Below are 20565 nucleotides of genomic sequence, written 5' to 3'. Positions count from 1 at the left end.
CTGCATGGCGATCGGTATAATAAGTTTCTAATATAAGTAAACAGCAGTGATATGATCACTCAATTTGTAACGGTCTTAATACATGATATTGAGTGATCTTGAACGAGTATTTGCATTTTTTGAAGTGGTTGGGAGCAGAAGTTGGAAAGTGCTAAGCTTAAAAACACTGGCTGAATATTACGAATCCCAGGGTGACCTTGATACTGCCCCGAAATACTACAAACAATATTATCATGGCAACAAAGCGCTGCTGTTTGATAAAAGGCAGAGCGACATTTTCTTATTAGAACAAGATTATGCAACCGCGACACTCGCCAAAGAAAATGAGCTACTCAATACTGAAAAAGACCTCAACGAATTATTACTTCAAAAGGAACAACTTAGAAACAGAATCGTGATCGCATTAATTATAATGGTCAGCATTAGTGCTATATTGCTGGCGATTAGGCTTCGCAGTATTCTAAGCAAAAATAAGGCTCTTATCACTTAATCGACAACGTGTGAGTTAATGGGGTTATACAACCGACGTTATCTAGAGCAATTATTGACTCAGCCAATGCCATTTGATACTTCGCAGTTTGGAATCTGTATAGTCATTCTAGATCTCGACCACTTTAAGCGTGTTAATGACACCTTTGGACATGATGTTGGTGATGAGGTATTAGTGGAAGTTGGAAGGAGTGTAAAGTAACACTTATACCCAAATGACGTAGTGGCTCGCTGGGGGTGGAAGAATTTGTTCTGTTGTTGTCTGGTTCCATTGATAGGCACTCCGGCTCTCTAAACCTTACTACATCGATAGGGGCATCGATTGGTATTTCTCAAAACCAACTCAACCAAGATACTTACAAAAAGTACCTTAAAGCCGCGGATGATGCATTATATTAAGCGAAAGAGTCGGGTAGGAATCAAGTCATCATCGCTGAAAGTTAATTACTGATTAGAAAACATAAAGCCATTCTGATCTTCGTGAGACAAGAATGGCTTTTGGAATACTTTCAGAACGCTAATATCAAAGTTTGAGTTAAATATGGGTTTTACTTAGCGATATCTTGAATTTGTCTATATCAGTCTTGTTCAATTCGGCTTATTTGGCGATACCTTGCAGCATTTCGACCAGCTCACCTTCTGTAGTCGGTTCTTTAGACAGTTCAATGACTGCTGAAGAACCGCCTTTTAACATATAAGCTTGCGTTCCGCAGTGATCATAGTGGAACCATTTACCACTTACACACACGTCGGTATAACATCTTGGGTCTTGTTTAAGTTCCATATCAATTTCCTTATTAACATTTGCCTAACGTTTTTCAGGCTAATTGATCACAAACTGGCACTAATTGATCTATATCAATTTTGAGGCTAAATAATAACCGAATACTCAAATAAGAGAGCTGTGTCGGTTATCTAAAATCTCAAATCAAGCAGTTAGCGAACAACTCTAAGAGAAAGGTCGTGATTCGAGTTAACAACTGATTCTCTTTTTCTTGCCACATGATGCTTTTCTACTTACGCTACAATCACTTTAATCTCCCTACTTGCGTGGAACATGACTAATATTTTTATCGTTGTAGTGGTGCTTGTCGTCTTCTTTTACTTCATTCAGAAGTACGTATTTAAACATGACGACACAAAAGACCACGCTTATCAAAAAAAAGGGGCATTGCTCAACGTACAGCAAGCCACTTTTTATACGGCCTTGATCTCAGCAGTGGGTAATCATGGCGTGGTGTTTGCAAAAGTGAACATGGCGAACGTGCTTGCTCCTGCAAAAAGCAATACTAAGAAAAACTGGTTTATTGCCAATAACAAGATATCTCGTAGCTATTTTGATTTTGTAGTGTGCGACCCAAGAACATTAGAGCCACGTGTCATCATTGAACTCGATAATGGGAAAGAGTTGAACAAAGGCAAAGTTGACCGAGAAAAGCTGCTCATTCACGTTTGCAAGTCAGCAGGCCTGCCGTTGATCGGTGCATCGGTGAAACACAGTTATCAAGTGAGTCGCTTAAAGAGATTGTTGGCGGCACATATCGATCTTATCGAACCATCAAAGGAAGTTCGCTTCTGTAAAAAGTGTGGTAGCCCGATGATCATAAAATTGGCTAGCCAAGGCGACTATAAAGGACGACGCTTTTTTACTTGTAGTCGCCAGCCTAACTGTACTTATACTGAGAACTACAACGTGGTGTTCGATAGCGAAGAAGAGTCAAACTAATATCTCAAGCTAAAAGTTCCGTTGGAGGTTTAAAAGACACAAAGCATGTCTATGTAGCTAGCCAGTAAAGTTGACTTGAAATGTGATCTATCTCAACCCATTGATCTGCTTTGTGTTTAAAATTTATTCTGATTGTTGTTTTTAAAAGCAAACGAACAGTTTTGTGCAAATTTATCCTTGCACGCTACCCATTCACTCGTTATTATCCATCTCGTTCTGAAGCGTTAGCCACTTAGTAAAGCGGTTAGTTAAGTTTCACAGCATTGCCCGCTTAGCTCAGTTGGTTAGAGTACTTGCATGACATGCAAGGTGTCACTGGTTCGAGTCCAGTAGCGGGCACCACATTATACGAAAGAGCCCACCTAGTGTGGGCTTTTTTGTGCCTGTAATTCCTTGTCTTATCAGACTCTTAGCCATTTCTTGGTCCCAAGAGATCCCATGATGTGTTGTAAAATCCACCGTTTAAAGTAACACTGTTAGTAACACTACAAGAAATACGGATTGGTGATGTTACTATGGCTAGGAAAACAACCCCATTAACAGCGACTCAGATCTTACAAGCAAAACCAAAAGAAAAGGAATATAGCCTGCTCGATGGTGATGGTCTTGCATTGAGAATAAAGCCCAATGGTTCCAAATTGTGGCTCTTTAACTATTACCGTCCAATTACTCGTAAACGAGCAAACCTCAGTATTGGTAAATACCCATCTGTATCGCTTGCTAAAGCTCGAACCAAAGCTATTGAAGCTAGAGAACTACTTGCTGATGGTATCGACCCTAAAGAGCACCGTGACACTACTCTTAGAGAAAAACAGTTAGAATTGGCGAATACGTTACAGTCGGTATTTGATGACTGGATTGAAGTGAAGAAAACAAGCGTCAAAGAGCAAACGGCTAAGAAGCTAAAGCAACGGATTGAGAAATACCTCTTGCCCGATCTTGGTAAGTTTCCCCTTGGTGACATTACGGCACCACAAGCGATCAAAACAATTAAACCTATTGCGAACCAAGGTAAATTAGAAACAGTAGGGCGCTTGTGTCGCAACCTCAATGAGATAATGACCTTTGCAGTAAACACAGGTGTGATTGAGCACAACAAGCTCGCAGGTATTGGTAAAGCTTTTGAAACTGCCAAGGTAACCAACCAAGCGTCGTTAGCACCCGATGAACTTCCAGAGCTCCTCAAGACAATCAACTACGCATCCATTAAACCCATCACTCGCTGCTTGCTAGAATGGCAACTTCACACCATGACAAGGCCCTCTGAAACGGCTGGAGCACGTTGGGATGAAATTGACAGAGAAAAGAGGCTTTGGGTCATTCCTGCTGAACGAATGAAAAAAGGAAGAATGCACACCATTCCTTTAACAAAACAAACTTTAGACCTATTAGAGACGATTGATTTCATCACGGGGGATAGTGAATTTCTTTTCCCAGCAGACAAAAGTAACAACAATCACATCAACAAAGAGACAGCAAATAAAGCATTGGTACGAATGGGTATGAAGGGCAGGCAAACGTCTCACGGTTTGCGCGCATTGGCCAGTACGACCCTAAATGAACAGAACTTTGACTCAGACATTATCGAAGCTGCACTTTCTCATGTGGATAGAGATAAGGTAAGAAGCGCATACAATCGCACAGATTACCTTGAACGTCGTAAAGTTCTCATGGTGTGGTGGAGTGATCACATTGAAGAAGCTGCAAAGGGAAGCTTGTCGATGAGTGGTAAAAAGAGTCTTAAGGTTGTGGGTTAGTAGGATGTATGTAATTTGATCTCAGCAAATCCATGTTACGGCGTCACAAAGGGCCTTTACTGAATTTAAAGGCTGGGCATAGGCATAGGGTACGGCTTTTCTATGGTGCATATAACCTAAATAATTTCAGACATATGTCATTTAAGTGAAATCCACTCACTTGTAAGGTGTCAATATGTCAAACGTAACCGCTCGCTTAATTCGTCTCAATGAAGTACTAGTAATGACTGGCTTATCAAGGTCGGGAATGTATCGCTCTATAGACAAACAGCAGTTTCCATCACAGGTGCCTATTGGTGACAGAGCTGTCGCTTGGGTCGAAAGTGAGGTTCAAGACTGGATTCTTGATAGGATAGTTAGTCGTTGATTCGTGATGTGATGGAGAGTGAATAACTCTCCATTTTGGATCTGAATGTCGATTTAAATAATTAACTTATTTTAAATCAATCGGTTAAGATTGTTACTTTCTTTAATTTATATTCTTAACCACCGATTTGACCACCATTGATTATCCAGCTACCCATTTTTCTTATTTCTTGATGTTCACATATTGTGAACTAAACTTGGTTTAGGTATAGTGTTCACATATAGTGAACAAACTGGATAGTACATGCACGTTATAAGTAAGCAACCTTTTGAAAATGCGAAAAAACTCTATCCAAACGATTCCGATGCACTAGATGCAACGTACAAGGTGTTAAAAGAGAGTAAAGCAAAAAGCCCAGATGAGCTACGAAAGGTCTTTCCGTCACTAGACAATTTTAAATACGTTGATAAGTGGTGGGTGATTGATATTGGCGGTAACAACTTAAGGCTTATTGCATTTATCGAATTTGTAGGAGGTCGATGCTTCATTAAGAACATTGTCAGCCATGCCGAGTACGACCGTATTACAAAGCAATACCGTGAAAAGAAACTGAGGAGGTAACACTATGTTAGATATCGCTGTGTTAGACAAAGCCGCTAATCAACTGAACCAAGTTATGCCTTGGGTGAGTGGTATCTCTTCGCCTGAGCAATATCAAGAGCTGATTGCCACGATGGAAGTACTTATCGAAGATTATGATGCTCATCAGCCAGTGATTGACTTGATGTTTCCGGTGATTGAAAGGTATGAAGAAGAAGCGGAGCAGTTTAGTGAATTTAATCAAGCTATTGATAAGCTTGAGCCTGGCATCGCCATGCTAAGAGTTATCATCGATCAGCATCAATTGACATTAAGTGACTTCAAAGAAGAGATTGGTGCAAAATCGACGGTATCAATGATCTTGAGTGGGAAGCGCGCTCTAACGCTCAACCACATTAAGGCACTATCGGCGCGCTTTGGTGTGCCAGCGTCATTGTTTATCGGTTAGTGGTAGTTTGGACGTAACTATTCACCCGCGAGGCCTTGACACTAAAGTTATGTGACCGGGTTAACTTGATCCCACATTCAACTTGAGTGATCTTTTTTCGGTGGCAACCTGGAGGTATGAATAAGAAAACATTACCACCTCCGCCAGATTTCGATTCGCCTGAAGAAGCGAAAGATATCATCCATTTTTTATGGAATAAGTTGGCTGAACTTGAAGACCGACTAAATCAAAATAGTCGAAACTCTTCTGTGCCATCATCACAGCAGCCTTTGCATAATAAAGCTAAGAATACTTCACCTAATCGGAAGAAATCAGGAAAAAAGCAAGGAGCTCAACCAGGTCATAAAGGCCATCGCCGACTGCTTCACCCCGTTGAAGACAGTGCCTCGGTTGAGCAATACTTACCAAACAAGACATGCCATTGCGGTGGCTGTGTTGTTCCAAATCGACATCCCTACAAACGACATCAAATCTTCGATTTGCCTGATATTTCGTACACACTTATTGAGCATCAAGTCTTTAAAGGCGAGTGCTCATGGTGTGGTGATAAGCATCAAGCGGAGCTTCCAGAGTATGTGCCTGATGTTCAAATGGGGCCAAATCTACATAGCTTTATCGGAATCCAAGCAACCCAGCACCACCAAAGCATAGGTAAAATACAATCTATGTTGAAAGACGTCTTCCAACTTAACTTCTCAACTGGTGCAATATCAGCGGCACAAGGGCGAGTCACGGAATACTTAGCCGATACGCATGCTCAAATCCATGAAACAGTCAAAGCATCTAAACTGATTATGGCTGATGAGACTTCGCATCAGCGCAATAAGGATAAAAGCTGGATGTGGGCCGCACTAAGCAATGATGTCGCCTTTTTCCAAATTAACAGCGGAAGAAGCCAACATGCAGCCAAACGACTACTTGGTGAAGCGGTTTTACACCTTTTAGTGACGGACCAATATTCTGCCTACAAATATATCGACGAATCTAAGCGGCAATTATGCTGGGCTCACATATTAAGGAACGTCATTGCAATCGAGGAGAGCGTTTGTCCTGAAAACCAAAAAATCGGAGAAAAACTCGCTTTAATCGCTCATAGCGTATTCAGGTGTCACCACCGGTATATCGAAGGAAAAGTTACCGAAAGCCAGTATTACCGCCGACTCCGGCGGTTACGAAAGAGTTGGCTTCATTGGCTCAAATTGGGCAGTTATCAATGCTCAAAACGATATCGAGGTAGATGTCGAAACCTCATCGCTGATGACACTATGGTCTGGCGTTTTATGGATGACTCCGAGTGCCCGTTAACAAACAACGCTGCAGAGCGAGTCCTGCGTAATTATATATTGATGAGAAAGTGCTGTTACGTGACTCGCTCATATCGAGGAGATCTGTTCCGTGAGCGAATGTTCTCACTGATAGAAACCGCCAAGCTTCAGAAAATCTCAGCTTATAAGTGGCTACGTAAAATCGTCGAGCACCATATGCTTAAAGAGGACTATCAGACGCCAGTATTCTTAGCATAAACCGACGTCAATAGCTCGCGGGTGAATAGTTACCTTGAAGGTGGCATGGAACACCACAAGGTACAAAACGGTATTTTTCTACGTGCCAGGTAATCACATGGGAACCAATAACATAGGAGGACGTCCCATGAGATTTCTAAAGCTAAAAGAAGTGATGGAAAAGACCGCTCTAAGCCGCTCAGCGATTTACCGTAAAATGAATGATGATGAGTTTCCGAAGTCGATTAACTTGGGAGAGCGAGCGGTTGCTTGGGTAGAAAAGGAAGTGGATGAGTGGATGGCGGACATAATTGGAGGACGATAATTGAATAGAATCCGTTACCTATTTTTATCTACTATGGAGAATATATTTATCTAGTTGTATATCACACTTGTTTACATTGACTCATCGAGTACTCGTAATATGCAAAGGTGCTGTATATCATCCGAGTAATCTTATTCTTAGGCTAATAACAAGGTCTGGATCTTTTTTGACAAGGAGATGCTGTGACAAAGAGTCGTAACGAAGAACCATTTAAGTACTCATATGAATATCCAAAGAAATGGTTTCATATTGTCAGGTTTGGATTTAAGCTAAAAGCTTTTTGGCGATGGTTCCGCGTGCAGAAGCCAGTCACTAGATTGATGGGTTACCAATACCAGGTTGCTGATGACTTGATTGAAATAGATATCACCTACCAGTGTAACTTGAAGTGCAATAACTGTAATCGCTCTTCAGCCCAAGCCCCATCGAAAACACATATTGGACTCGATGAAATAACCAAGTTTGTTGATGATACTCTGAGCCATAATAAGCACTGGCGAAAAATACGTGTGTTAGGTGGAGAGCCAACGCTACATCCTCAGTTCAGCGAGATCCTTTCGGAGTTGTATCGCCTAAAGCTAGCTCATCCTGCTCTGACTATTCAGCTTGTGACTAACGGCTATGGTCGTCGCGTCAATAAAGTGATATCAATGCTTCCAGAATGGTTGTGTATTGAAAACTCAGCGAAAACGGATTCTGTTCAACCAGACTTTGGCCCATTTAACTTAGCTCCTGTTGATAGTTGGTACCACAAGTTTAGTGATTTCTCGAACGGCTGTGATATCGCAAAGACTTGCGGTTTAGGTCTTACGCCTCAGGGTTATTACCCTTGTGCGGTTGCTGGTGGTATTGACCGAGTATTAAACATAATAGGTGGGCGGCAGCGTTTACCATTCAGTGATGATGAAATGCGTGATCTAATGAGGCGTAATTGTGGCTTATGTGGACGATTTCGAGATGGGCATTATGTTCCACCAAAACTACGTCCTAGAATATTTGAGCAGCGCACTTCAGCAACATGGAAGAAGATTTATCAAGAGTGGGAAAGCAACAAAAAGCGTTAGTTCTGGCTTGATTGCAAAAGGTATAGAAAGTGGATGAATGGCATATTGTTGGCAATGGTCTAGGGGACTTAGTCATCAAAAAACATGAGAAAGTTATCCGATTTAATCAACCATTGACCACTGCTTCAAGCGCTGATTTGGTGGTGACTAATAGTAAGTTGGCAGGCATCACGGCAGGCGTTCTTGTTCAAGGCGAAGTACCGAGCAAATTGTTTTGTGAAAAGCTAGAAGTATATGGGAAGGAATTGGAGGACCTATTGGGATGTAAACCTTCAATTGGTCTGCTCACTCTCAAAACAATGCTTGAACTTGGTGTCACAATAAATGTTAGTAGGATGAATTTGCTGCCTTCACTAGAGAGACCCCTAGATTATAATAAACGGAAAGCGCTGCCAGCGGCATATCATAACTGGCTGGGAGAGCGTCGTCTCGCCTCTGGTTGGATGGATAAATTAAATTGGCCTGGCTATGAAGTGAAGCTAGCGCGTCATGACAAAGTAGATGACGTAACAATCACTCGACATTGCTCCAAGCTTCAGTCGTTGCGAAGTTTACCAAAAGAAGAAGCGACTCAATTACTGAAAGGGCTATCCCAGGTTAAGCCTATGGCATGGTTGGAGCACATTGATTCTTCGATCTTAAAGACCTTAGAATCACTATTTTTTGTTTTAAGGGGGAGGTGTATCATCTCCCCAAACTGGTGGCTCTACGACAACGAATTGTCTAGTGAGGTAAACCGTCTTCAAAAAAATCTGGCTTTGGCTCAACAAGCTCTACTTCTCTCCGAGAAAGTGAAGGCATAGACATAATTTCTTGAACCATTTGGTTATTGTGCTCTTTTTCATCTCGGCCTAGCTTTTTACGCATGTGCCAATAGGTGTAGCCTGTGTCTAGGTAAATAGGAGCTTTTGCGAGTTCCGCCATAGGTAACATGGTTAAATAATCTGTAGCCGAATCGAACCACTCAGAGCTGTCTTTGTGTTTGTAATATTTCTCGGGGACTTGTTCAAACAACGCTTTGGTGAATCCCCTTATGTGGCTCCATACATTTGCACCGGCAGCAAGTCGAGGATTGCGGTAATCAGGCTGGTATAAATGCAGTGGTTTATTAGGACGAAACATAGGCATCTGAACTAAGTCCGCACCCTGTTTTCTGGCTGCATACAAAGCATCAACAACGCTGGGTTGCATTAAGCAGTCATCTTGGTCTAACACTACAACCAAAGAGTTAGGATCTTGGCAGATCTCTTTTATTGCCAATATGAAGTTTGGCATTCTCCCAGTGTTAGAACTGCGCCTTACCAGTGTGGTTTTAGCCTGAAGCTCATCCAACAACATTGGATAACACCAGTTATGAGCGGAGCCACTTGCGTCGTCAATCACGATAATACCAAAGCTTTGATTTGTCTGGTTACGCAATGAGTCTAGGCAACGTTTTAGTAGAGCGTGGCCGGTATACCTACCTTTTAATAAAAAAACGATTGCTTCATGCCTTTGTTCATATTGCCAATGATTGCCGGGTACCCAATCAAATTCCTCATGCTGCTTCGTCGGTTCGATTCCCTGAGAGATCAAGTCCCTTGCCAATGAAAGTTCAGGAAGGTGTTTGTGTTCATTTCGAGGATGGACGTAGTAACTTTGTGGATCCCCACCACGTACAGCGCGAAGCCCTTTACATTTCATTGCTTGTTGTAGTGCACGATGCCAGGTTAAAGTGAATCTGCCTCTGTCCAAGGGATTCTCAATTGGCAGTTGAAGGCGAATCCTACCGAGATCCAAGAGTCCGAACCGGACCTCAGGAGCAAATTCACCCGGAGCTCCTTTATAAGGATTAAAATTAGAGCTGCTTTTGGGAATATTAAAGCCAACAGCAAGTACATCCTCAGGCTCACAAGCGTAAATCATGTCGGCGATATAATCATGGTGCCAATTGCGGCGACCAATAAGCACGTCTAAATCGCACTGCAGTACATATCGAGTCGTAACTTGGTCAAATCCCCAGATCTGAGGGAACAAGGGAGCATTTTGACAGGTATGTGTTTCTCCGCACTTAGACTGTGCAAACCATTTTTCATACGTTGTATTTATGGTTGTTGCGCTTGAAGGGGAAACTAGCACGGAGTCAATTAGTCCATTGTCTCTCAGCCTCTCGGCTTGTTCAATAACGGAGGCTAGGTTTGGATTCGAATACTGGCGTAAAAATTGCCCCTCATGAGGATCAATCAGAAGAACTGTTTGTGCGAAATCAATTGGGTAGCGAAGCTGCGTAACGATATGCAGTACTTGGTCACTAAGTACTTTAGCATCTTGCGCACAGGCTTTGATCATTAGAGTTACAGATTCACTCTTACACGAGACCGTCGGTGTTAGGTTACGGCAAGGTTCGACGCATTGTGGATGAAGCTCAGTGATTAACTTGCGGTAGAACTGCTCGAATCCAGGAAGGCTCATCAACGCATCATCTTGTCTTCGCCAGCTTAGCCTACGTACGACTTCTTCGTCAGTATTCTCCAATATTCCAATAGAATAAAGGCGGGCACACATATCCCGAAAGCGTGAGGACGTGAGAGGCTGTAGGTCCTTTCCGACATCAATGTATTCCAGGTCTCCTTGTGGAGTGACAATTAAGTTATCCCGCTTGATGTTGAGAGTGCAAACTCCAGCGTGATAGAGTTTTTTGAGGTAATCTACAATGGATTTTTCGGAAAGCTTCTCATTAGTTAATGCATTATTTTGGAAGGAGGTGCTGTACTGCCAAAGACCATCACACTTTCTCCAAGTTACCGTAGAAATAGGAAGGTCTTTTTCGGCGAGTAAGGTTCGCAGGCTTCGGACTTCGGTATCTGAAATAGCCCAAGGGTAGAACTCCTTAACCACTTGATTATGCTGTAGCCAAACCGCCCCCTCCATACCAACACCTAACAGATGGCGATTGGTAGACAATAGAGTGCTCCATGTTCTTGCAACATAGGCAAGCCTATTTCTCTGATCTTGCCAAATTTCGTTAGACTTATTTGTCTTTGTATCTTCTCCATCAAGAGAGTAGATGGCATAAATAGGATAAGAACAAACGGCTACCTTGGAAGGATTTAGCATTAATAGTTTAGTGACCAACCAGTGGTCTTCTGCGCTTCTGATGTTTGGGTACCTGATACCTAGATTATTCTTCAGTAATAGGTTGCATGAAGGAAGCTCTCGTTGTTGCTTGGCAGAAGCAAAATTATCGATAAATCCCGCTAAACTTAGATGATTACAGAGCTCGTTTGGATTTGCGATATTGTCATTTTGGAGAATCACCCCTCCTTTTCTCAGCTTGTTGCTTCCCAGAGCCGCTACTTTATCTGTATCGCGAACAGCCTTCCAAAGCCCATGCAGGCTATCTTTAGCAAACAGTTCATCGTCAGCGTCTAATCTCGCAACCCATTGTATACATGGCTGTGTATCTGCCCAGTCTAAGAGAAGGTTGCGTGCCCTAGCTGGCGAACCGCACTCTGCTTGCAAGAGGGTAACAGCTGGGTGGTGAAGTAAAGCACTTGCTTCCGATGCCCAACTTATGTCAGAGCTATCATCCAGTACAACGATGCGTGCAATCTGCTTTTGAGTAAGAGACTGTTTAAGTGCGCTGTCAAGAGCGCGGATGAGGCCTTGCGGTTGGTTTTTGTGGGTAATCGCGACTACCACTTCAGCAGTGTCAAATTCTGATGCCGAAGTGTGCGCAACTCGTAAGTTTCGGTCGCACAAGATCTTAGTGTATTTAATAGGAGCGCGTGGATGAAAGTTAGCCATTGAAACTCTCCAGAAGTTTTATTTCGTCTAATATATCGTTCTTGGAAAGTGCAAATAGCGCAGCGGCGCGTTCGAAATAGATATCTATTTCACTTTGTGACATTTTCTCTCCGTGAAGTTTTAGAAACTGCGCGCACCCGCGCAGTTTCTGTTTTGAGCCAGGGGCAGAAAGGGCATCGGGTGTTTGATTGCAAATCCAATCTACGGTCGCCATATTGGTATAGCGAATGGTGACTAATCCGGACTCCAAAATTCGAATTGCAAAATCTTTATCATTTCCACTAGTTAAGCCGTCAGTGAAACCACCAACTTTGGTAGCAAGTTCGGTCTTAATAAAGGTATTTGAGCCTTGCCATCCTGGGTTACCAACTAGAAAGTCTTTAACCTCAAGATCTATGGGAATATTGGTAGCGACTGTTTTGTGATCAATCTTCACATTGATACCAGACAGAACGATATCTGCTTTTCCGTCATCGCTGCTAAGCAGGCAAGAAGATAGATGCTCAGGCTGCCAAACATCATCATCATCGATGATAGCGATATAGCTATTTGGAAAGTTATAAGAGATATAGTTGATACCGGTATTCCAACTGCCAGCGGCGCCGGATGCACGTGAATTGACTAATACACGCAGCGGAATACTTTTGAGTTCAGAACGCAGGTTCTCTACTTCATTCCGATCTAGTGAGCGTGTATCTGATACGAGCACAACGGCTTTAGGTTGGCATGTTTGATTGATGACTGAAGGAAGCGCATGCTCAGAAAGTAGTGAAAGCCTGGGCGTTGTAGCGATCAGCACAATGACATTATTCATTATTGAGACTTTGATTGATGATTGATTTGATTATAATAAGCAAATTGATGAGTATGTGATGTAACTGACTGACATTTATGAGCATTTGATCAACATTTGCATTATCTATGCGTTTTTTTCAATTACAGGAAGGCTATGAAAACACTTGTAACGGGTGCCGCCGGTTTTATCGGTAGCCATATTTGTCGCAGGCTTTGTGCTGATGGATACGATGTGGTCGGCATTGATAACCTCAATGACTATTACGATGTTGGCCTTAAAAAAGCGAGGTTGGAATGGATTGGAGATGTAGGGTTCGAATTTCACTGCATGAGTGTCGAAAACTCAGATGAATTAACTCGTTTATTTGATGAAGAGCAATTTGAGTGCGTGATTCACTTAGCTGGGCAGGCTGGCGTACGTTACTCTTCGGAAGATCCTATGGTCTATGGACAGAGCAACTTAATGGGTTTTCTTTCAGTCCTAGAGGCTTGTCGAGGTTTTAAAATTAAACACCTGGTGTATGCGTCATCGAGCTCAGTGTATGGATTGAACGATAAAATTCCATTTTCAGCGAATGACAATGTGGATCACCCAGTTTCTCTTTATGCTGCAACTAAAAAGGCAAATGAGTTAATGGCTCATAGCTACTCTCAAATGTATGGGTTACCAACGACAGGACTGCGTTTTTTCAGCGTTTACGGTCCCTGGAGTCGACCTGATATGGCGTTCTATAAGTTTACAGAGGCAATGATTGAAAAAAGGCCGATCGATGTTTTCAATAACGGGGAACTTTATCGGGACTTTACTTACATCGATGACGTTGTAGAAGCAGTAGTTCGAGTCACAAAGAATATTCCCAAGAAAAACCAAGAATGGTTAAAAGCTCACGAGACTATTGCGCAAAGCTCGGCGCCATATCAGATTTTTAATGTTGGTAGCGGGGCTCCAGTTAAACTCACAAAAATGATTGATTTGTTGGAATGTCAACTGGGAGTATCTGCGATAAGGCAATTGAAGCCAATGCAGGTAGGGGAAGTGAATACAACATACTCTGATGTAAAAGAGATTTTTGATGAGATTGGGTTTAGGCCACAAGTACCATTCCACGAAGGCGTTACAGCTTTCGTGGAATGGTACAGTGATTATCGGGGAATTTCTCAGCAACAAATCAAGAGTGCAGATGAGTCGATTTAGTTTTATGCTGGACTACAAAGGTGCGTTGTATGCTTTTTAAAGTATTCACGCGCACCTAAAAAACCAAATACGGCCTCAGCTCCTCAAAATTCCCTAAGATGATCTGTTGTCCTTTGGGGTTCGAATTCAACACATTAATATCGATGTTATAAGCATCCAGAACATAGCGAACCAGTGCCGCGTTCGTCGGTATTGCTAGGGTGCCTTTTTCCATACCGTAGTCGTGTGCAATCACTTTGGCCTGGGCTTCGGTCAATCTTGAGTCGGGGATTAACTTGATAGAGAGATGAGTGTTCCAAAGCTCATCTTGTTCTTTCCCTTTTATTTTTTTTGTCTCAAGAGTTGGAACACCTCGAATTCTGCTCAGCACGAAATCTCGATAGCCTTCTGAGTGCTCGCAATAAGCTCGAACATGCCAGCGTAGTGGTGTACAAACGAGCGTATGTGGAGAGATGATTCGTTCTACTTCTTCACCATTCTTCAATGATGTGTAGCTTAAATCGACACGTTTCTTCTCTCTGATTGCTTGGACTAATGGTCGTAAAATTTCGGGTGTAATGTTGCGTGTCACTGGGCGAACCATCGTCGTATTTTCAAAGCCCATATCAAGCTCATTGAAAGTCACAGTCATATCTTCACTTCGAGATAGGATGTGTAAGTATTCATCAGCATGACCGCTCGTTAGCTTTGGAATAAAGCTATCACTGGGCTTGTAGCCTTTTAACTGCTTATCGTAGACAAGGTTGCCTGGCGCTACATCGGTTAGATAGGTGTTGATGTCTTTCGAAGCTTGCTGTCTGCCAATACCAAAGCTCTGAATCAAATGGTTGGTAGTTAGTCGCCCTTCCCATAATGTAATGATTTCTATCATTCGGTAGCGGAACAGCAGATCCCAGCGTATTGGCCATTTGCTCATAGTTTGATTCCTGTCTAGTTATGCGACGTGTATATGTAATCAGCATTTACCTGTAGCTAATGAAGTCATATTATTGCGGGGGCATCATAGAGTCAACGCATAGCAAGGTATATTGGAGTTTGAACTTAACACATAAGGTAATCACAGATGGTTGCACCTAAAAGTCTCGCCTTTCAGCTACACCAACATTGGGAGGTGGTTGAGCAGCTAACTCGGCTTTCGCGCGAGTTTCCGGCATTTGAACTCAGACTGCTTGAGCAGGTGATCAATCAGTACAAAAATAAAAACGCGGATAGCAATACAGTTCTTACTAGCCTTATCAATGCAGACATACTGCAGCCTATTAATCGAAGTAGCGACTATCAGCTAAATACGCTAGTTGTGGACTTTGTCAGAGGCTTAACTCAAGAGCATGAATTAGGTCTATCAGCTGTGCTTAAAGCGCGAGTGGATGCGGTCAAAAATGCCACCAGCCAAGTGATAGAAGGGCTCGATGTAGCGGACAATGATTTGCTTCGCACAGGCGCGAACAGGCTGTCGGAACTGGTTAGAAAGATTACCCAGCAATTAACTCAAGACAAACAAGCCATTTTTGAGATAGCAGAGCAGGCGAAGTCCGCGGACACCAGTGTCCCAATTGAACGTCGTTACCGTGAAGTGCTAGAAGTATACGATCAATACGTTGAACCCATGAACGAAATGATGGATAGCGGTCTTGGAGGTAGTTTCTACCCCTTATTAGAGAAGGCGGAAGAAGCACTCGATACTGCCGTTGACATGCTTTCCATACGTGGATCTTTGTATCAACAAAGGCTGGCAATGCGCCAAATAGCTTATCAAGTTAAAGATCTTCGATACCAGGGGCGAGTGATTGCTCAGCAATGTGCCGATACCTTATTGCCATTGAGAGAGGAAGCTAGGCAACATAACCAGTTATCAGCGCTGATCAGCAAGCAGCTAAGCCAAGTTCGTAAAAAGGGTTTAGCGCGAGGACTGAACACTGAAGGTTTGCCTATGTGGAAAAGTAGTCGCGTGACTAAAATTCAGTTGGGTAACGAGGTGCGTGAGCTGATGGCAGAATTTTTGAACTTTGAACCTAGCTCTATGCCATTCCCAGAAGAAGAGGAAGCGCCAACCAGTTCAATGATCAACTGGGTTGATGAAGAGCTTCTGAGGGAGCAGCTTGCTGACTCACTACCGTTGGCGAATCTAATGAGTTGGCTCAGAGAAAACTATCAACATCTACCAGATGCCGAGCTGTTGCGACTCTATCACGAGCTTGTCCGTGACCCTCAATGGCAAAGCACATTAGGGACGAAATCTAGTACTACAGCGTTGAACACAGTAGCCGTAACCTACCACCCTCATGAAATAAAGACGTTGACTGGCTCAACAAATGCAAAGGATGTTGATAATGCAAACGAGTAAAATCGATTTAAATGAGCTGGCTCATCTGACTGAGTTATTTAGCCTTTTCAACTCAGGGCGACATCTTAACCGCTCGACGGATGCAGCTCTATGGCATGAGCTAGAACAACAAGCAGAACAATACCAACACCTATTTGCTAACTTAGGTTTTGAATTGCGCATTGATGCTCGCGGTTTTGCTTGGTTCCATGATGAAGAGGGAAACCAGAACATTAATAAACAATCACGCCAGTTAGCACTATTGCTGATGGTGATATTTGACCATCAAGCTGATAGCGGCCGCTCCCTTGGTCAGTTTTACCAATGGACGATTGATAATGCCTTTCTAGATGAGGTCTACGAAAAGAATCAAGAGCTTTTGGATGCAGAAGAGATCGACCAAAATGCAATAGCGAAGATACTCGACAACGCAGTGCGAAAAGGCTTTGTCGCTCAAGAGAATAATCATTGGCGTATGCTGCCTTCGGTATATCGCTACCTAGACCATTTTGAAGCTATCACTGAACAAACATCCGAAAGTGATGTGGCAGCGTATGAGGAAGATGAATAATGTTAAGTTACGGTTTTCAACGTTTAGCTTTAATTGGCAGTGCTGGGTACCAGCGAGCAGAACTTCCTCTTGATGACTCTGTGTCACTAATTGCGCCAAATAACCATGGCAAAACTAGCTTAATCAATGCCCTCCAATTTCTGCTCATCATAGATCAAAGAAGAATGGATTTCGGCTCTCACACATTAGAGAAGGCACGTCGTTTTTACTTTCCGAACAACAGCGCTTATATCTTGCTCGAAGTCACCCTACCGCAAACTGGCACTGTCGTGTTTGGGTGTGTGGGTAAAGGGGTAGGTCATGACTATGAGTACTTCGCTTATAAAGGTGAATTGAACTTAGATGATTTTCGCTTGAATGATGGCAACATCGTCACCCAACCAAAGTTGGTCAATCACTTAGCGACAAAGAAACATCGAGTCTATAAGTACAATGATAAAGAGTTTCGACACTCGATTTATGGGGGGACAAAAACTAAGAAAAACAGCGAGATCGATTTTACGGTATTCAAATTGGAACACGTAAGCGACGCTCGTTCGTTTCAGCAGGTACTCACCAAGACGCTAAGACTCGACAAGCTCAATTCCAGTGATGTGAAAGACTACTTGTTGAAGATATTTAGTCGAGAATTACCCAATTCCAGCATTGACTTTAAACAAGAGTGGGAGAAAGCATTTCAAGACATCAATCTAGAACGCGAGCAGTACCTAGCAGCCGTTAATAATCTGGAAACGATTCAAGAGCTCGAACAAAAGTTTGAGCGTACTTTGTCGCTACGAGGAAAGATCGCCGCATGTCAGCCTAAGGTGAATGAACTGCTGCAGGATTGGCATGGTCATGTTCAAACGCTGACTGATAATCTAGCAACGCAAAAAACTAAGCTTGAGCAAACACAACGTGAGTTTCGAAGCCAAGATATCGCCCATGCAGGAGAGCGTACTGAATTAACCAATAAACTGGAAGAATTAAACCGTACCGAGAAGCAGCAACAAGAGCTGGAACAGCGGTTTACCTTGATCCCGAATCAATTGTTTTTAGAGATTCAATTGAAAACTGCGGAGCAAGAATATGATGCACAGGCGGCTCTGTGTATTCAATCACAGCGGTCCTCTTCTGCCGTGATTGGCAAACAGTTGAAAGAGAAAGAAGATCAGCTGCAGAGCTTGCAGTCTCAACATCAAACGTTGGGTGATAATTTATACCTTCACCTTTCTAAAGTGCTTAATGTAGATGAGTTAGAAAAGCTGAACAAAGTACTTAGCCAGCGAGTAATGCAACTGCCACCTTCGCAGTATTCGTTTGACATCAATCAGCTTCGACACATGCTCAATTGTGAATCTTCTGAGCAACTCTCGCTTTCAGGTTTAAAACTGTCTATTGAGGAGCTTATTCCACAGCATGTTCAAAAAACAGGGCAGGAGCTGGTAGAGGAAATAGGCGATGTTAATAAACAAATAACGGAACTAAAACAACTGCTTGAAGTAAGTAAAGAAAGTGAAGCCGCGGAGAGGAAAAAGAACGAATTAAATCTAGCAGTAAAACAGTGTGAACAGGACTTGAGGGACTACGAGCAGCTGCAACAATTAACAAACGGTCAGGAACAAAGAAACGAGCAAAGACAGACATTTGATAACCAGTTAGTAGCGATCAATACAGCTCTTGAGAATGCAGACAAGAAGCACAATGAATTGGCACAGCAAATTGGTGCTATTGCGGACAAATTAAGTCACCTGTCTTCGGACGATAGCAGCGTCGAAAAGCTAAAAAGACAGAGAATTGATGATCAAGCGCTGTTTAGCATGCTTTCAGAGCAACCTCATACCCCTTGGATAGTAATGGATGATTGGTCTCTTGAGTATCTGCCTGTTCGTTTCGAACAGTACATCGATGATTGCAAAGATCTCGATAAACTGTCCAAAGAGTTGCGCCAAGTAAAAAACGAGTTAGCTCAGAAGGGGCTTACAAAGTTCCAGATGGCGCAAACTCAAGATGACGAGTTAAAAGGCATAATTAAATTCAGTCATTGTTTAGATGATGAGAAGAAAGCACTAGAAAGACGCGCCCGCTCGGCAGTGGTAAACGTCACAGCGAGTCTAAGAGAGCTGCGCAGTGGACTCTATGCACTGCAAAGTAAGATGAAGGAGTTTAACCGCTTAATCAGTCACAGGCAGTTATCGGATCTCAAAACTTTCAAAATCGAACCAGTTGAAGAAAGTCAGCTTGTTGATGCAATGAATGTACTGATACAGCAAGCAGAGCAAACTGAAAGTGGTCAGAGTTTCGAACTGTTTGACCAAGCTAGTATTCTTGATGATGCGGAGCTAGAAAGAGCGAAGAGTCTGTTGATTGAAGAAGGTAATGCTCGCCAAGGCCTGAGGGTCGCAGACTTGTTTAGACTTGAGTTTGTCGTTGCCAAGCAAGGACAACAACAAGAGTCATTTGAAGATATTGATAGTGCGGCTTCCAACGGAACAGTGTTGATGGCCAAGCTTGTGACTGGTCTGGCGATGTTGCATCTAATGCAAGATAAACGTCATCAAATGAAAGCGATATGCTATTTGGATGAAGCATTAGCTCTGGACACTAAGAACCAAGCTAACTTGATAGAGATTGCCGAACAATTTGGCTTTGCCTTGATTTTTGCTTCACCAGCACCATTAACCACGGCGCGTTATTGTGTGCCAATCCACCAAGCAAATGGCAAGAACCACATTAGCCGTAATAGCTGGCAGATTTTCGAACAAATTGAGAGCCAATCACTGCCGCAGTCACAAGTGAAGCCATCATTATGAGTCAGGCATTGGCTAAAGCACTAACGCGGCTAATCGAGGTGTACCCTGATTCCATTGCCGGAAGTACACTGACGACATCTCAGAAGAAACAGCTTGATGAGTTCAGCCGCAAAACTCAGAGTGTACAAGCTACTCCTAAAGGGCGTGGTGTGGTCTACCGCATTCTAGATATGGATGTCGTTAAAGTCACACTGGAGCAGTTGGCACCAAATCAAAACGTGTCTTCATCAGCCCCGCAAAGAGCTGTAAACATAGCATCTACACGGAGCAGCAAACAAGGGCGTGCAAGTCACGATGTAAGTTACATGCTGGCCAAAACGGTTGCTAACCCTTTATGGAGGGTATCAGAAGTGCTAACTGAGCACTTAAAAATCGCGACAGAAGAATTCGGTGTTTTTTCGCTTGAAGTAGGTGGAGAGCGAAACAGAAATCTTCACACTCACCATTCTATTTGGCTGGTGGAAAACCAAGCATTGTTTGACCGCTTAGATTGGTTACCCAATAACGAACCCACGACTGTTATATGGTACAGAGGGCAGCTACACAACAAACTGATTGAATGGTTATCGGCGCCTGATAGGGCACAGAGGGTCTGTTTTTTTTCGGACTATGATGGCGTAGGGTTAAATAACTATCGTCGCTTAAGCTCAAAACTAGAAGAAAGAGCAGAGTTTTGGTTGATGCCTAATTGGAAAGAGTTATTGGTGCGTTATGGGCAAAACCAGCTTTGGAATGATACTGCTCGAGAATTTGATTCATTTGAGCAAAATAGTCAGAGACTTTTGGAGTACTCCCCTTCGTTACGAGAACTTGTGATGGAAATGAAGAAACATGGTTTAGCTCTTGAGCAAGAGGCTGTTTGGCTTAGAAATGAATAAGAAAGGA

General features: G+C 42.8%; 18 protein-coding genes, 1 tRNA gene and 1 pseudogene. 16 read left to right on the top strand and 4 right to left on the bottom strand.

The features are described 5' to 3' along the window. Nucleotides 1-85 precede the first annotated feature (85 nt). Nucleotides 86-888 (top strand): annotated as a pseudogene (locus tag OCW38_RS08115) (GGDEF domain-containing protein); the annotation flags it as partial. A gap of 199 nt (nt 889-1087) precedes the next feature. Here the strand turns inward: OCW38_RS08115 and OCW38_RS08105 are convergent. Further along, entirely contained in the window at nt 1088-1273 is a 186-nt protein-coding gene (locus OCW38_RS08105) for a hypothetical protein (protein WP_010441167.1), read from the bottom strand. A 273-nt stretch (nt 1274-1546) separates the two neighbouring features. Here OCW38_RS08105 and OCW38_RS08100 point away from each other — a divergent pair, with 273 nt between their 5' ends. The 10 genes from OCW38_RS08100 to OCW38_RS08055 all read left to right on the top strand — a co-directional run bounded on the left by OCW38_RS08100 (nt 1547) and on the right by OCW38_RS08055 (nt 9021). Then, nucleotides 1547-2215, top strand: a complete 669-nt coding sequence (locus OCW38_RS08100; protein ID WP_010441166.1) for a DUF2726 domain-containing protein — start codon at nt 1547-1549, stop codon at nt 2213-2215. A 265-nt stretch (nt 2216-2480) separates the two neighbouring features. Beyond that, nucleotides 2481-2557 (top strand) — tRNA-Val (locus tag OCW38_RS08095). 173 nt (nt 2558-2730) lie between these two features. Beyond that, nucleotides 2731-3972 (top strand): integrase domain-containing protein, encoded by a 1242-nt coding sequence (locus tag OCW38_RS08090; RefSeq protein ID WP_261893658.1) that lies wholly within the window; start codon nt 2731-2733, stop codon nt 3970-3972. A 175-nt stretch (nt 3973-4147) separates the two neighbouring features. After that, the gene (locus tag OCW38_RS08085) at nt 4148-4339 is read left to right on the top strand and encodes a helix-turn-helix transcriptional regulator (RefSeq protein ID WP_102573182.1); all 192 of its coding nucleotides are present in this window, start codon (nt 4148-4150) and stop codon (nt 4337-4339) included. A 243-nt stretch (nt 4340-4582) separates the two neighbouring features. Next, complete coding sequence (locus OCW38_RS08080) at nt 4583-4900, top strand: type II toxin-antitoxin system HigB family toxin (RefSeq protein ID WP_261893655.1); 318 nt, start codon at nt 4583-4585, stop codon at nt 4898-4900. 4 nt (nt 4901-4904) lie between these two features. Then, entirely contained in the window at nt 4905-5327 is a 423-nt protein-coding gene (locus OCW38_RS08075; protein ID WP_017102429.1) for a helix-turn-helix domain-containing protein, read from the top strand. Between the two features lie 116 nt (nt 5328-5443). Next, a complete protein-coding gene (gene tnpC, locus OCW38_RS08070; RefSeq protein ID WP_038224876.1) occupies nt 5444-6850 on the top strand; it encodes an IS66 family transposase in 1407 nt (468 codons plus the stop codon). A 97-nt stretch (nt 6851-6947) separates the two neighbouring features. Next, a complete protein-coding gene (locus OCW38_RS08065) occupies nt 6948-7154 on the top strand; it encodes an AlpA family transcriptional regulator (RefSeq protein WP_017101642.1) in 207 nt (68 codons plus the stop codon). Between the two features lie 182 nt (nt 7155-7336). Continuing rightward, on the top strand, nt 7337-8218 hold the full coding sequence (locus OCW38_RS08060) for a radical SAM protein (RefSeq protein WP_261893649.1): 882 nt from the start codon (nt 7337-7339) through the stop codon (nt 8216-8218). Between the two features lie 29 nt (nt 8219-8247). Beyond that, nucleotides 8248-9021 (top strand): hypothetical protein, encoded by a 774-nt coding sequence (locus OCW38_RS08055; protein WP_261893647.1) that lies wholly within the window; start codon nt 8248-8250, stop codon nt 9019-9021. Here the strand turns inward: OCW38_RS08055 and OCW38_RS08050 are convergent. Then, nucleotides 8942-12004, bottom strand: coding sequence for a glycosyltransferase family 2 protein (locus OCW38_RS08050; RefSeq protein WP_261893645.1), 3063 nt, complete (start codon nt 12002-12004; stop codon nt 8942-8944). The two genes, OCW38_RS08055 and OCW38_RS08050, sit on opposite strands and share 80 nt — an antisense overlap. Further along, a complete protein-coding gene (locus OCW38_RS08045) occupies nt 11997-12818 on the bottom strand; it encodes a glycosyltransferase family 2 protein (protein ID WP_102327573.1) in 822 nt (273 codons plus the stop codon). Before OCW38_RS08045 ends, OCW38_RS08050 begins: the two co-directional genes overlap by 8 nt. A 135-nt stretch (nt 12819-12953) precedes the next feature. On the opposite strand from OCW38_RS08045, the gene OCW38_RS08040 reads away from it, so the two are divergent. After that, nucleotides 12954-13994, top strand: a complete 1041-nt coding sequence (locus tag OCW38_RS08040) for an NAD-dependent epimerase/dehydratase family protein (protein ID WP_102530613.1) — start codon at nt 12954-12956, stop codon at nt 13992-13994. A 55-nt stretch (nt 13995-14049) separates the two neighbouring features. Here OCW38_RS08040 and OCW38_RS08035 read toward each other — a convergent pair whose 3' ends face one another. After that, nucleotides 14050-14910, bottom strand: a complete 861-nt coding sequence (locus OCW38_RS08035) for a helix-turn-helix transcriptional regulator (RefSeq protein ID WP_017085795.1) — start codon at nt 14908-14910, stop codon at nt 14050-14052. A gap of 147 nt (nt 14911-15057) precedes the next feature. On the opposite strand from OCW38_RS08035, the gene OCW38_RS08030 reads away from it, so the two are divergent. Genes OCW38_RS08030 through OCW38_RS08015 form a run of 4 tightly spaced genes read left to right on the top strand, consistent with a single transcriptional unit; the run spans nt 15058 to nt 20558 of the window. Further along, nucleotides 15058-16338 (top strand): hypothetical protein, encoded by a 1281-nt coding sequence (locus OCW38_RS08030; protein WP_017065576.1) that lies wholly within the window; start codon nt 15058-15060, stop codon nt 16336-16338. Further along, nucleotides 16325-16888 (top strand): condensin complex protein MksE, encoded by a 564-nt coding sequence (locus OCW38_RS08025; RefSeq protein WP_016796435.1) that lies wholly within the window; start codon nt 16325-16327, stop codon nt 16886-16888. Before OCW38_RS08030 ends, OCW38_RS08025 begins: the two co-directional genes overlap by 14 nt. Further along, nucleotides 16888-19680, top strand: coding sequence for a coiled-coil domain-containing protein (locus OCW38_RS08020; protein ID WP_261893639.1), 2793 nt, complete (start codon nt 16888-16890; stop codon nt 19678-19680). The genes OCW38_RS08025 and OCW38_RS08020 overlap by 1 nt, the downstream gene beginning before the upstream one ends. Then, nucleotides 19677-20558: a DUF7281 domain-containing protein gene (locus tag OCW38_RS08015; RefSeq protein ID WP_261893637.1), complete on the top strand. Its 882-nt coding sequence runs from the start codon at nt 19677-19679 to the stop codon at nt 20556-20558. Before OCW38_RS08020 ends, OCW38_RS08015 begins: the two co-directional genes overlap by 4 nt. Nucleotides 20559-20565 lie beyond the last annotated feature (7 nt).

Source organism: Vibrio cyclitrophicus (assembly GCF_024347435.1).
GTDB lineage: Bacteria > Pseudomonadota > Gammaproteobacteria > Enterobacterales > Vibrionaceae > Vibrio > Vibrio cyclitrophicus.
This window is presented reverse-complemented; position numbering and strand designations above follow the sequence as displayed.

Bases quoted from the DNA above. Each gene is read 5' to 3' on its own strand.
- OCW38_RS08105 (WP_010441167.1), bottom strand. From the start codon at position 1,273: ATGGAACTTAAACAAGACCCAAGATGTTATACCGACGTGTGTGTAAGT.
- OCW38_RS08100 (WP_010441166.1), top strand. From the start codon at position 1,547: ATGACTAATATTTTTATCGTTGTAGTGGTGCTTGTCGTCTTCTTTTAC.
- OCW38_RS08090 (WP_261893658.1), top strand. From the start codon at position 2,731: ATGGCTAGGAAAACAACCCCATTAACAGCGACTCAGATCTTACAAGCA.
- OCW38_RS08085 (WP_102573182.1), top strand. From the start codon at position 4,148: ATGTCAAACGTAACCGCTCGCTTAATTCGTCTCAATGAAGTACTAGTA.
- OCW38_RS08080 (WP_261893655.1), top strand. From the start codon at position 4,583: ATGCACGTTATAAGTAAGCAACCTTTTGAAAATGCGAAAAAACTCTAT.
- OCW38_RS08075 (WP_017102429.1), top strand. From the start codon at position 4,905: ATGTTAGATATCGCTGTGTTAGACAAAGCCGCTAATCAACTGAACCAA.
- tnpC (WP_038224876.1), top strand. From the start codon at position 5,444: ATGAATAAGAAAACATTACCACCTCCGCCAGATTTCGATTCGCCTGAA.
- OCW38_RS08065 (WP_017101642.1), top strand. From the start codon at position 6,948: ATGGGAACCAATAACATAGGAGGACGTCCCATGAGATTTCTAAAGCTA.
- OCW38_RS08050 (WP_261893645.1), bottom strand. From the start codon at position 12,004: ATGGCTAACTTTCATCCACGCGCTCCTATTAAATACACTAAGATCTTG.
- OCW38_RS08045 (WP_102327573.1), bottom strand. From the start codon at position 12,818: ATGAATAATGTCATTGTGCTGATCGCTACAACGCCCAGGCTTTCACTA.
- OCW38_RS08040 (WP_102530613.1), top strand. From the start codon at position 12,954: ATGAAAACACTTGTAACGGGTGCCGCCGGTTTTATCGGTAGCCATATT.
- OCW38_RS08035 (WP_017085795.1), bottom strand. From the start codon at position 14,910: ATGAGCAAATGGCCAATACGCTGGGATCTGCTGTTCCGCTACCGAATG.
- OCW38_RS08030 (WP_017065576.1), top strand. From the start codon at position 15,058: ATGGTTGCACCTAAAAGTCTCGCCTTTCAGCTACACCAACATTGGGAG.
- OCW38_RS08025 (WP_016796435.1), top strand. From the start codon at position 16,325: ATGCAAACGAGTAAAATCGATTTAAATGAGCTGGCTCATCTGACTGAG.
- OCW38_RS08020 (WP_261893639.1), top strand. From the start codon at position 16,888: ATGTTAAGTTACGGTTTTCAACGTTTAGCTTTAATTGGCAGTGCTGGG.
- OCW38_RS08015 (WP_261893637.1), top strand. From the start codon at position 19,677: ATGAGTCAGGCATTGGCTAAAGCACTAACGCGGCTAATCGAGGTGTAC.